The sequence below is a fragment of the Pseudomonas sp. BIGb0278 genome (assembly GCF_024809895.1).
GTDB classification, from domain to species: Bacteria; Pseudomonadota; Gammaproteobacteria; order Pseudomonadales; family Pseudomonadaceae; genus Aquipseudomonas; species Aquipseudomonas shirazensis.
This window is the reverse complement of the sequence record NZ_JANUEL010000001.1, coordinates 1,079,098-1,091,967: the sequence shown is the minus strand read 5'-3', so window position 1 is coordinate 1,091,967 and position 12,870 is coordinate 1,079,098. Positions and strand designations below refer to the sequence as shown.

Here is a 12,870-nt window from a genome sequence, read left to right as displayed (position 1 = left end):
TCATGCCGCAGTTTTTCATTGACCGGCCGATTTTCGCCTGGGTCGTAGCGCTGTTCATCCTGCTTGCGGGGGCGCTGAGCATTCCCAAGCTGCCGGTGGCGCAGTATCCCAACGTGGCGCCGCCACAGATCGAGATCTATGCCGTCTACCCGGGTGCTTCCGCTGCAACCATGGACGAGAGTGTGGTCAGCCTGATCGAGCAGGAGCTCAACGGCGCCGACAACCTGCTCTATTTCAACTCGCAAAGCAGCCTGGGCAGCGCCACCATCACCGCCACCTTCGAGCCGGGCACTCAGCCGGACCTGGCTCAGGTCGATGTGCAGAACCGCCTCAAAGTGGTCGAGTCGCGCTTGCCGCGGCCGGTCACCCAGCAAGGTTTGCAAGTCGAAAAAGTCTCGACCGGTTTCCTGTTGCTGGCCACCCTCACCTCCGAGGACGGCAGCCTCGATGAAACTGCCCTCAGCGACATCCTTGCGCGCAACGTGATGAACGAGATCCGCCGCCTCAAGGGTGTTGGCAAGGCGCAGCTGTACGGCTCGGAACGGGCCATGCGGATCTGGATCGACCCGGCCAAGCTGATCGGCTTCAACCTCACGCCCAACGACGTCTCGGTGGCCATCGCCGCGCAAAATGCTCAGGTGGCACCCGGCAGCATTGGCGATCTGCCGAGCAGGCCAACCCAGGAAATCACTGCCAACGTGGTGGTCAAGGGCCAACTGAGCACGCCGCAGGAATTTGCCGACATCGTCCTGCGGGCCAACCCGGACGGTTCCAGCGTGACCGTCGGCGATGTCGCCCGGGTCGAGATCGGCGCGCAGGACTACCAATTCGGCACGCGCCTGAACGGCAAACCGTCGACGGCTTTTGCCGTGCAGCTGTCGCCCGGCGCCAACGCCATGCAGACCGCGACCCTGGTTCGCGAGAAGATGGAGCAACTGGCGCCGCTGTTCCCGGCCGGGGTCAAGTACGACATCCCGTATGACACCTCGCCATTCGTCAAGGTCTCGATCCAGCAGGTCATCACGACCCTGTTCGAGGCGATGCTGCTGGTGTTTGCGGTGATGTTCCTGTTCCTGCAGAACATCCGCTACACGCTGATCCCGACCCTGGTGGTGCCGGTGGCGCTGATGGGGACCTTTGCCGTGATGATGGCGATGGGGTTCTCGATCAACGTGCTGACCCTGTTCGGCATGGTTCTGGCCATTGGCATCCTGGTCGACGACGCCATCGTGGTGGTGGAAAACGTCGAGCGGATCATGGCCGAGGAAGGCCTGCCGCCCAAGCAGGCAACACGCAAGGCGATGGGCCAGATCAGCGGCGCCATTGTCGGCATCACCCTGGTGCTGGTCGCGGTGTTTCTGCCGATGGCCTTCATGCAAGGCTCGGTGGGGGTGATCTACCAGCAGTTCTCGGTGTCGATGGCGGTGTCGATCCTGTTCTCGGCCTTCCTTGCCCTGAGCTTGACCCCTGCCCTGTGCGCCACCCTGCTCAAGCCGGTAGCCAAAGGTGGCGAGCACGCCAGCAAGGGCTTCTTTGGCTGGTTCAATCGCCGTTTCGAGCGCATGAGCGACGGTTACCAGCGCTGGGTAGTGCACGCGCTCAAGCGCAGCGGTCGCTATCTGCTGCTGTATGGCGTGTTGCTGGCGGTGCTGGGGTATGGCTTCAGCCAGTTGCCGACGGCGTTTCTGCCGACCGAAGACCAGGGCTACACCATCACCGATATCCAACTGCCGCCGGGCGCCAGCCGCGCCCGCACCGAACAGGTGGCGGCGCAGATCGAGGCGCATAACAGCGGCGAGGCTGGGGTTGGCAATACCACGTTGATTCTTGGCTTCAGCTTCTCAGGCAGCGGGCAGAATGCCGCGTTGGCGTTCACCACGCTCAAGGACTGGTCCGAGCGTGGTGCTGCCGACAGCGCGCAAGCCATCGCGGACCGGGCCAATCAGGCGTTCAGCCAGATCAAGGACGCCGTGGCGTTCTCGGTGCTGCCGCCGCCCATCGACGGCCTCGGCGAGTCGACCGGCTTCGAGCTGCGCCTGCAGGACCGCGGCGGCCTTGGCCATGCGCAGCTGATGGCCGCCCGCGACCAGCTCCTGGCGGAGGCCGGCAAGAGCAAGCTGCTGGTCAACGTGCGTGAGTCGTCGCTGGCGGAAAGCCCGCAGATTCAGCTTGAAATCGACCGGCGTCAGGCCAACGCGCTGGGTATCTCGTTCGCTGATATCGGTTCAGTGCTGGATACCGCGGTGGGCTCAAGCTACGTCAACGACTTCCCCAACCAGGGCCGCATGCAACGGGTAGTGGTCCAGGCCGAGGGCGATCAGCGCAGCCAGGTCGAGGACTTGCTGAAGATCCACGTGCGCAATGACAGCGGCAAGATGGTGCCACTGGCAGCGTTCGTACAGGCCAAGTGGGTCACCGGGCCTGTGCAATTGACCCGCTATAACGGTTATCCGGCGGTTTCCATCAGCGGCGAGCCAGCGCCTGGTTACAGCTCAGGTGACGCCATGGACGAAATGCAGCGCCTGGTCGATCAATTGCCCGCCGGCACTGCGCTGGAGTGGACGGGGCTGTCGCTGCAAGAGCGCTTGTCCGGCAGCCAGGCACCGCTGTTGCTGGCCTTGTCGCTGCTGATCGTGTTCCTGTGCCTGGCGGCGCTGTACGAGAGCTGGTCGATCCCGACTGCGGTGCTGCTGGTGGTACCGCTAGGCGTGCTCGGTGCAGTGCTGGCAGTGACGCTGCGCGGCATGCCCAATGACGTGTTCTTCAAGGTTGGTTTGATCACCTTGATTGGCTTGTCGGCGAAGAATGCGATTCTGATCATCGAGTTCGCCAAGAGCCTGGTCGATCAGGGCCATGATCCGGTTGATGCCGCGGTACAGGCGGCAAGGCTGCGGCTGCGGCCGATCGTGATGACGTCGCTGGCGTTCATTCTCGGCGTGGTGCCGTTGGCGATTGCCAGCGGTGCGAGTTCGGCGAGCCAGCAGGCGATCGGTACCGGGGTGATTGGCGGCATGCTCAGCGCGACGCTGGCGGTGGTGTTTGTGCCGGTGTTCTTCGTGGTAGTGATGCGCTTGGCTGGGCGACGCAAGGCTGGCGTTGAGGCAAGCGAGCGCGGCTGACTGGACAAGCTGGGTGTGACATGGGAGGGTTTCTGGCTTGACTGCCAGGAGCCCTTTTTTATGTCTGCGCGATTGCCTGCCTGTTCTGTATTGATCCTTGCCGGTGGCCGGGGGGCGCGTATGGGTGGGCGCGACAAGGGGTTGCTGGAGTGGCGTGGGGAGCCGTTGGTGGCGCATGTGCAGCGGGTGGTGCGGCCGTTGACCGATGATGTGGTGATTTCCTGTAACCGAAATCAAGAGCTGTACCGTGGGTATGCTGATCAGTTGGTGGCTGATGCCGAGGCGGATTATCCGGGGCCCTTGGCTGGGGTGATTGCGGGGTTGGCGGTGGCTCGGCATGACTGGGTGGTGGTGTTGGGGTGTGATGCGCCGTTGATTGACCGTCGCTTGATCGAGGATTTGCTTGAGCTTGCGGTTGGGCAGGATTTGCCGGCGATGGTGCGTCAGGGGGGATATTGGCAGCCGATGTTTGCGGTTTTGCCTCGGCGGGTGTTGCCGTTGTTGCGGCGGGCTTGGCTGGAGGGGGAACGGAGTTTGCAGCGGGCTCTGGTGGGGGTTGGGGGGTGCTGTGGGTTGGACTGTGCTGTGGGGGATCCCAGGTTGTCGAATTTCAATACTCCGGAGTTGCTTGGGTCGTGATCTTTCGACTTTAGATACTGACTTAGGTTTATGCTCCAATATACTGATTTTTATCAGATTTTGTGTTTTAGATGATGATTACTAGTTAGCCTTTCGTGGAGGACAGCCAATGGCCGATTGCTGTCTCTCGCCAAAAGCAGCAGCCAGCCAAAAGCGGCCTCTTGGATCGTGCACCTCTAACACAGCCCGTAGCGGCGATCCTGCCTATGTTCGCTAGCGAACAGACTCCCCCCCCATGAACACCCCACACTCGTCAGTGGAACGCTGCACCCGGCGGCGCAACGCCCCGCACACCTGGCCTGGCGTAAAACCGCCTTCATTCCACATGCGACTTGCCCTGCGCGGGTCGTGCGAAGGAATTCATGCAAAATATCCTGACTCGCACCCTGTCCAGCCTATGGCGCTCACCGGCCATCTGGCTTCGGTGGAGTGCAGCGCGGCACAAGTTCGAATACGAGCCCATCCTGCGTTCCGACCTGTTCAATGCGCAGCAGATGGCAGATCACGGCATCGTACTGGCCCGCCAACATGTGCTCGGGCGCCTGTCAAGAAAGGACGCCTTGCTGGGCCGCCTGACTGACAATCAACTGCTGCTGGAACGCAGCTGCGCAGCGCTCATGACCGTGCAATTGTCCAGCCGACGCGCCACCCCTGCGGCAGAATGGCTGCTGGACAACTTCTACCTCATCGAAGAAAACATCCGTACCGCCAGAACCCACCTGCCCGACGGCTATAGTCGCGAGCTGCCACGCCTGGCCGAAGGTCCTTCGGCCGGCCTGCCGCGGGTTTACGACATAGCGCTGGAAACCATCGCTCACGGCGATGGCTGGGTTGATGCGCCCAGCCTGGATTGTTTCATCGCCTCTTATCAGACCATCACCCCGCTGACCCTGGGCGAGCTGTGGGCCATCCCGATCATGCTGCGCCTTGCGCTGATTGAGAACTTGCGGCGCGTGGCGTCTCGGGTCATGGCAAACCGCGATGACCGTAACCTTGCCGATGACTGGGCCGATCGCCTGATCGAGATGGCCGAGCGCGACGCCAAGAGCGTGGTCTTGACCGTTGCCGACATGGCGCGATCGGCACCGCCGATGACGCCATCATTCGTAGCAGAACTGGCGCGCAGGCTGCACGGGCAAAGCGCAGCATTGATATTGCCGATGGCCTGGATAGAACAAACGCTAGGCGAGTCGGGCCTGACCGTAGAACGCCTGGTGCAGATGGATGCCCAGCAGCAAGCCGGTGACCAGGTGTCCATCAGCAACAGCTTCGCCAGCCTGCGGTTGCTGACGGCGACCGACTGGCGCGAGTTCGTTGAGCTGCTCAGCCATGTCGAACAGGTCTTGTGCACGGATCCGGCAGGCGTCTACGCGAACATGGACTTTGCCACCCGCGATCGTTACCGCCATGTGATCGAACGCCTCGCCCGGCATTGCGTGCAGTCTGAAACCGAGGTGGCACAAGCGGCCATCGAACTGGCTAGCACTCCACAGCTCGTGAGCCATGTGAACGGGCATGTGGGCTATTACCTGGTGGCTGGCGGTTTGCCCCACCTTGAGCAGGCGCTGCACGCCAGCGTGCCGCTGCACCAACGCTGGAAGCGCCTGCTGCAGAGCGCCCCGTTGAAGTTCTACCTGTGCCCTGCACTGCTGCTGACGCTGCTGTTAGCCTGGCCGTTTCTCAGCAGCGCTTATCACCGCGGCACGCCAACCTGGGGCTTGGTCCTGCTCGCCGTGCCAGCGCTATTGATGACCAGCAGTCTGGCGATTGGGCTGGTCAACTGGCTGGTGACCCTCACGGTAGTCTCCTCGCTTCTGCCGCGCCTAGATTACAGCAAAGGCATACCGGCCGAGGCACGGACGCTGGTGGCGGTGCCGACGATGTTTGCCAACGCCGACGACATCGAGGCGCTAGTGGAAGGCCTGGAAGTGAGATTCCTGGCCAATCGCGATGCCAATCTGCATTTTGCGCTGCTCAGTGACTTCATGGACGCTCCTGCCGAGGTGATGCCCGAGGATGCCGAACTGCTAGCTCTGGCGCGGCAATTGATCGAGGCGCTCAACCACAAGTATGCCGATGGCCAGGTCGACCGGTTCTTCCTGCTGCACCGGCCCAGGCACTGGAGTTCGACCGAGCGGGTCTGGATGGGGTATGAGCGCAAGCGCGGCAAGCTCGCGGAGCTCAACGCGTTGCTGCTTGGTAAAGGAAAGGAGCGCTTCGCATTGATCGTCGGTGATGTCGCGCCACTGAGCGCGGTACGCTTCGTCATCACCCTGGACACCGACACCTTGCTGCCCCGCGATGTCGCGCGTCAGTGCATCGGTACCATGATGCACCCGCTTAACCATCCGGTATTCGATCTACAGAGCGGTAAGATCGTCAGCGGCTACGCCATCCTCCAGCCACGCGTAGGGATCAGCTTGCCGAGCACGGCACGTTCGACCTACGCCCGCCTGTTTGGCAGCGATGCGGGTATCGACCCCTATACCCGCGCCGTCTCCGATGTTTACCAGGACCTGTTCCACAACGGCTCCTTCATCGGCAAGGGCATCTATGCCGTCGATGCCTTCGAACAGGCACTCGAAGGCTGCCTGCCCGATAACCGCATCCTCAGCCATGACTTGATCGAAGGCTGCTACGCCCGCTGCGGGTTGCTCAGCGATGTACAACTGTATGAGGAATATCCGTCGCGCTACAGCGCCGATGCCAAGCGCCGACACCGCTGGATTCGCGGAGACTGGCAAGTGCTGTACTGGGCCTTGCCGTGGGCACCGAAGCCCGAGGGAGGATTCGCATCCAACCCCCTGAGCAACCTTGCCCGCTGGAAGATTCTCGACAACCTGCGCCGCAGCATGGAGCCAGGCGCCTTCCTGGCCATGCTGGTCTGGGGATGGTTGGGTTCGAGCGAAGCCATCTCCTGGACATTGGCGGTGGTCATCCTGGTCTTTGTCCAACCGACGCTGCAGTCAGTACTGGCGCTGGTGCAGAAAGCGGCCGATATTCCCCTGGGACAACACCTCAGCGCGGCATTACGGACCTCGGGCCAGCATTTCATGCGCGCGCTCTTGTCGATTGTCTGGTTGCCGTCCGATGCGTTGTTGAGCCTCGATGCGATTGGCCGCTCATTGTGGCGCATGCTGATCAGCAAACGTCGCCTGCTGCAATGGCAACCTTCCCGTGAGGTGGAGCGGTCCAATGGCACCGGCCTGTCGGACATGTATAAAAGCATGTGGATTGCCCCGGCACTGGCGATGCTGCTATTCGCGGCCCTGCTCCCCTCCCTCGCCGTACTTGCACTGGCGGCGCCTTTGCTGCTGGTGTGGTTGGCAAGCCCGGCGATTGCCTGGTGGATCAGCCTGCCGACCACACCCGCGGGGTTTAGTCCGTCAGCGCAAGACCTGCGTTTCCTGCGCATGCTGTCACGCCAGACCTGGGCGTTCTTTGATCGTTACGTGAGCCCTGAGGACAACTGGTTGCCGCCGGATAACGTCCAGGAAGTACCCAAGCTGACCATTGCGCACCGGACCTCCCCGACCAACATGGGCATGGCCTTGCTCTCGCACCTGGCGGCCCACGATTTCGGTTACCTGAGCGGCGGGCGCTTGCTGGAACGCATCACTGCAATGCTTGAATCCATGGCCGGCCTAGAGCGTCATCAAGGGCACTTCTACAACTGGTACGACACCAAGACCCTGCAGCCGCTGGCGCCTAGGTATTTGTCCACCGTGGACAGCGGCAACCTGGCGGGCATGCTGCTCACCTTACGACCGGGGCTGCTGGGATTGATCGACACGCCTCTGTTTGACCGAAGCACCCTGAGCGGCCTGGGCGACACCCTCGATGTGCTTCAACAGGCGTTAGAGGGCGTAAACCTCGATGACCGTGCCGTGCTTGAACTGCGCGTAAAGGTAGAGTCGGCGCTGGTCCAGGACACCCCGGACAACCTCCTGCCATTACTCGATCTAACGGCTGCTTTAACAATCGACAGTCCGCCCAGGGCTGCTGAAGAAGCCCATTACTGGCTACAGGCATTACAGGCGCAGTGCACGGATCTGCGGGCAGAACGACTACTCTTCGAGCTACCGTCGGCACCCGCCCGGGACAAGCCACCCGCACTCACCCTGCGGCAAATGGCCGAGCTCGATTGCACCCTGTGGCTGCCCGCAGATCAGGCGCAAGTTCAGGAGGTACAACGCCTGGCCCGCGCACGAATCATTCATCTTGAGCACCTGGCCGAATTTTGCGCGTCACTGGCCAGCATGGACTTCACCTTCCTCTACGATGCCCAGCGTGACCTGTTCTCGATAGGCTACAACGCCGACGAACGCAGGCTGGACCACGGCTATTATGATCTGCTCGCTTCAGAGGTACGCCTGACCAATTTCGTGGCCATCGCCCAGGGCCAGCTGCCGCAACAGGCCTGGTTCACCCTCGGACGCCTGCTCAGCAACAATCGTGGGGGGCCGGTGCTGCTTTCCTGGTCCGGATCGATGTTCGAGTACCTGATGCCCAACTTGATCATGCCTAGCTATGAAGGGACGCTGCTGGAGCAGACCTGTCGCGCGGCCGTCGCTTTGCAGATCGAGCATGGGAACCAGTTGGGCATCCCCTGGGGCGTGTCCGAGTCGGGTTATAACACCCTCGACGCCCACTTCAATTATCAGTACCGGGCCTTCGGCGTTCCAGGCCTTGGGCTCATGCGCGGGTTGGCCGAGGACACCGTGATTGCACCGTACGCCAGCGCCCTGGCGCTGATGGTCGAGCCGCAAGCGGCCTGTCGCAACCTTCAACGCCTGGCGGCCCAGGGTTCGGCAGGGCGCTATGGCCTGTACGAAGCGGTCGACTACACCGAGGCACGCCTGCCGCGCGGCCAGCGCTATGCGGTCGTGCGCTCGTTCATGGCGCACCATCAGGGCATGAGCCTGCTGGCCTTGACCAGCGTGCTGTTGGACCTTCCCATGCAGCGCCGTTTCGAGTCGATCCCGGCCTTCCAGGCGACCGTGTTGTTGCTGCAGGAGCGCGTACCGAAAACCGCCGCGCCCTACCTGCATGCAACCCAGGCACGTGCCACAGGGGAAAACCCGGAGACGCAGGAAACCAGGCTGCGCATATTCGCCGATCCCGGGCGCAAACGCCCCGCTGTGCAGCTGCTCTCCAACGGCCGTTACCACGTCATGCTCAGCAGTGCCGGGGGCGGTTACAGCCGTTGCAACGACATCGCCGTGACCCGCTGGCATGAAGACGCGACCCGCGACAACTGGGGCATGTTCTGCTACCTGCGCGATGTCAGCAGCGGCGTATTCTGGTCCTCGGCCCACCAGCCGACCCTGCACCGGCCAGAGAGCCATGAGGCGATTTTCAGCGACTCCCGGGCCGAGTTTCGTGTTCGCGAGCTCGACTTCGATACGCACACGGAGATCGTCGTGTCTCCCGAAGACGATATCGAACTGCGCCGGCTGCACATCACCAACCGCGGCCGCGTAAGCCGTAGCCTGGAGATTACCTCCTACGCCGAGGTGGTACTGGCGCCGGCAGTCAGTGATGCCATGCACCCGGCCTTCAGCAACCTGTTCGTGCAGACCGAACTGGTGCCGGCGCTGCAGGCCATCGTCTGCACCCGCAGGCGGCGCTCCACTGAGGAAGCCGTGCCCTGGATGTGCCACCTGCTGGCCGCCCACGGCGTGGACATCGACGCCATTTCCTACGAGACCGATCGAGCGCGATTTATAGGTCGCGGACGCAACGCTTGCGCACCAGCGGCGCTCGATGGCCATGTCCAGCAGCTGTCCGGCAGCGCAGGTTCGGTGCTGGATCCGATCGTAGCCATCCGCTGCAGTATCACGCTGGAACCCGGGCAAACGGCGACCATTGACCTGGTGACCGGCGTCGCGGACAGCCGTGACGGCTGTCTGTACCTGATCAATAAATACCGCGACCGCCACCTCGCCGATCGGGTCTTCGACCTGGCCTGGACCCACAGCCAAGTGTTGCTGCGCCAACTCAATGTCTCGCAGGATGATGCGCGCCTGTTTGAACAGATGGCTGCTTCGATCCTCTACGCCAATGCCTCGTTGCGCGCGGAAAACAGCATCTTGATGGCCAATCGACGTAATCAATCGAGCCTGTGGGGCCAGGCGATCTCCGGCGACCTGCCCGTCGTCCTGCTGCAGATTTCCACCGTCGAGAACATCGAACTCGTGCACCAGATGGTCAAGGCCCATGCCTACTGGCGGCAAAAGGGGCTGATGGTCGACCTGGTGATCTGGAACGAAGATCAGGCCGGCTATCGCCAGCAACTCCAGGACTTGATCATAGGTGTGGTGACATCCGGCAGCGAAGCCTCGTTGATCGATCATCCCGGGGGCATTTTCGTGCGGCCGGCACAGCAGTTGTCGAACGAGGACCGTACGCTGATCCTGTCGGTTGCACGCCTGGTGCTGAGCGAAGACAACGGCGGCATCGCCGAGCAGGTTCATCGGCGCCATGCCATCCCGGTACACCCGGCGCTCGTCCCCACGTTCAAGCACCAGGCAACGGCAACACAAGCGACCCTGCCGGCTATCGAAGGTCTGCTGCTGGGCAATGCCTATGGCGGCTTCAGTGCCGATGGCAGCGAGTACGTCATGACCTTGCAGCCTGGCAGGCCGACGCCGGCGCCATGGGCCAACGTATTGGCCAACCCACACTTCGGCACGGTGATATCCGAAAGTGGTGGCGCTTACACCTGGATGGAAAACGCTCACGAATTTCGCCTGAGCCCCTGGCATAACGACCCGATCGCCGACGCCAGCGGCGAGGCGATATATGTGCGCGATGAAGACACCGGGTATTTCTGGTCGGTGACGCCGCAGCCTTGTCCCGGTACTGGCGCGTACCGGACCCGGCACGGCTTTGGCTATAGCGTATTCGAGCACGACGAAGACGGAATCCACACCGAGTTGTGGGTGTATGTGGCGCTGGACGCTTCGATCAAATTCTCACACTTGCAGATTCGTAATCGCTCAGGCCGCGCCAGACGCCTGTCGACGACCTGCTATGTCGAGTGGGTACTGGGCGACTTGCGCAGCAAATCGGCGATGCATGTGGTGACGGAAGCCGACCCTAGCAGCGGCGCATTGTTCGCCAGGAACGCCTATTCGATCGAGTTTGGCGAACGGGTGGCGTTCCTCGATACCGACTCGAGCGACATTCGCATCAGCGGCGATCGCACTGAATTCATCGGCCGCAATGGCAGTCTCAAGACACCTGCAGGACTGCAGCACGCGCGGCTGTCGGGCCGTACCGGTGGCGGCCTGGATCCCTGCGCGGCAATACAGGTTGCCCTCGACCTCGACAACGGTGAAGAGCAGGACGTGGTCTTCCGGCTCGGTGCAGCCAGGGATAAGGCGTCAGCCCTGCGCCTGGTTCATCAATACCGCGGCCTGGCGGCGGCCAGCGCGCAACTGGCGGCGGTACGCGAGCATTGGCGTGCGCAACTGAGCGTGATTCAAATCCAGACTCCCGACCCGAGTATCGATGTCATGGTCAATGGCTGGCTGATGTACCAAGTGATCGCCTGTCGCTTCCAGGCCCGCAGTGGCTACTATCAGTCCGGCGGGGCCATCGGCTTTCGCGATCAACTGCAAGACAGCATGGCGATGATCCATGCCGACCCCGCCAGCGTGCGTGGTCATCTGTTGCTGTGCGCAGCCCATCAATATGCCGAAGGCGACGTGCAACACTGGTGGCATCCGCCGCTCGATCGGGGGGTGCGCAGTGGCTGTTCAGACGATTACTTGTGGCTGGCATTGGCGACCAGCCACTATGTCAATGTCACCGCCGACCTCAGCGTGCTGGCAGAACCCGTGGGTTACCTTGAGGGCCGCCCGCTCAATGTCGGGGAAGAATCCTATTACGACCTGCCGGGCAAATCGCACCTCGTGGAAAGCCTCTACCAGCACTGTGTCCACGCCATCGAACACAGCCTGCAGCGCGGCAGCCACGGCCTGCCCTTGATCGGCACGGGCGACTGGAACGACGGGATGAACCGGGTCGGCCAGCTGGGCCGCGGTGAAAGCGTGTGGCTGGGCTTCTTCGGCTTCGACGTTCTGCAGCAGTTTGCCATCACTGCCCAACTGCATGGCGACTCTGTTTTCGCCCAACATTGTTCCCGGCAGGCCGCCCTGCTGCAGGCCAGTCTCGAGGAGCATGCCTGGGACGGCGAATGGTACCGGCGCGCCTGGTTTGACGATGGCCAGGTCCTGGGCTCGGCCAACAATGACGAATGCCGCATCGACTCGATCTCGCAAAGTTGGTCGGTACTGTCGGGCGCCGCCTCGCAGACCCGACGCCGCACGGCCATGGCCTCGGTCGAGCAGCACTTGGTACGGCCCGACACAGGCGCGGTCCTGCTGCTCGATCCACCTTTCGACAAGGGCGCGCTTGAGCCCGGCTATATCAAGGGCTATGTGCCGGGTGTTCGGGAAAATGGTGGCCAGTACACCCATGCCGCCGTCTGGGCCGGCATGGCCTTCGCCAAGCTTGGCGACAATGCCAGGGCGTGGCGGTTGCTCAACATGATCAACCCCGCGGGCCATGAAGTCGCCAAGCGGATCGAAACCTACAAGGTCGAGCCCTATGTCATGGCTGCCGACGTCTATGGCACGCCGCCCCATGCGGGCCGTGGGGGGTGGACTTGGTACACCGGGTCGGCCGGCTGGACGTACCGCTTCATCGTCGAGTCATTGCTCGGCTTGCGGCGTGTCGGCACTTCATTGCACATCGAACCGCTACTGGCGCAGGGATGGCCTGGTTACACGCTGCAATACCGTTATGGGGCAACGACTTACCATATCGAAGTGCGGCCAGGCACGACCACTACGCTTGCGATCATGCTGGACGGCGAGTTGCTAGGCCAGGACACGCTTCAACTGTCGGATGATGGCAAGCAACATCAGGTATTGGTGACATGCCCGGTCAAAGCGCATCAGCCAGAAATACAAGGGCACGACAGAACTGTCGAAGCCGATCTTGAGCGCTGAGATGCGGCGACGTTTCCTTTAGCATCGCAGATTGCTGCGGCGGATTCGGTGCGTTGCCGCGCTTGGTGCGCTTTGGAGTAACCTGTCCCCCT

At 62.3% G+C, this 12,870-nt stretch carries 3 protein-coding genes; all 3 read left to right on the top strand.

The features are described 5' to 3' along the window. Positions 1-2 precede the first annotated feature (2 nt). The 3 genes from M2396_RS04975 to M2396_RS04965 all read left to right on the top strand — a co-directional run bounded on the left by M2396_RS04975 (position 3) and on the right by M2396_RS04965 (position 12,778). Positions 3-3,119: an efflux RND transporter permease subunit gene (locus tag M2396_RS04975; protein ID WP_101319623.1), complete on the top strand. Its 3,117-nt coding sequence runs from the start codon at positions 3-5 to the stop codon at positions 3,117-3,119. 60 nt (positions 3,120-3,179) lie between these two features. Beyond that, positions 3,180-3,758, top strand: a complete 579-nt coding sequence (mobA, locus tag M2396_RS04970) for a molybdenum cofactor guanylyltransferase MobA (protein WP_220633660.1) — start codon at positions 3,180-3,182, stop codon at positions 3,756-3,758. A gap of 362 nt (positions 3,759-4,120) precedes the next feature. Beyond that, positions 4,121-12,778: a GH36-type glycosyl hydrolase domain-containing protein gene (locus M2396_RS04965; protein WP_259073520.1), complete on the top strand. Its 8,658-nt coding sequence runs from the start codon at positions 4,121-4,123 to the stop codon at positions 12,776-12,778. Positions 12,779-12,870 lie beyond the last annotated feature (92 nt).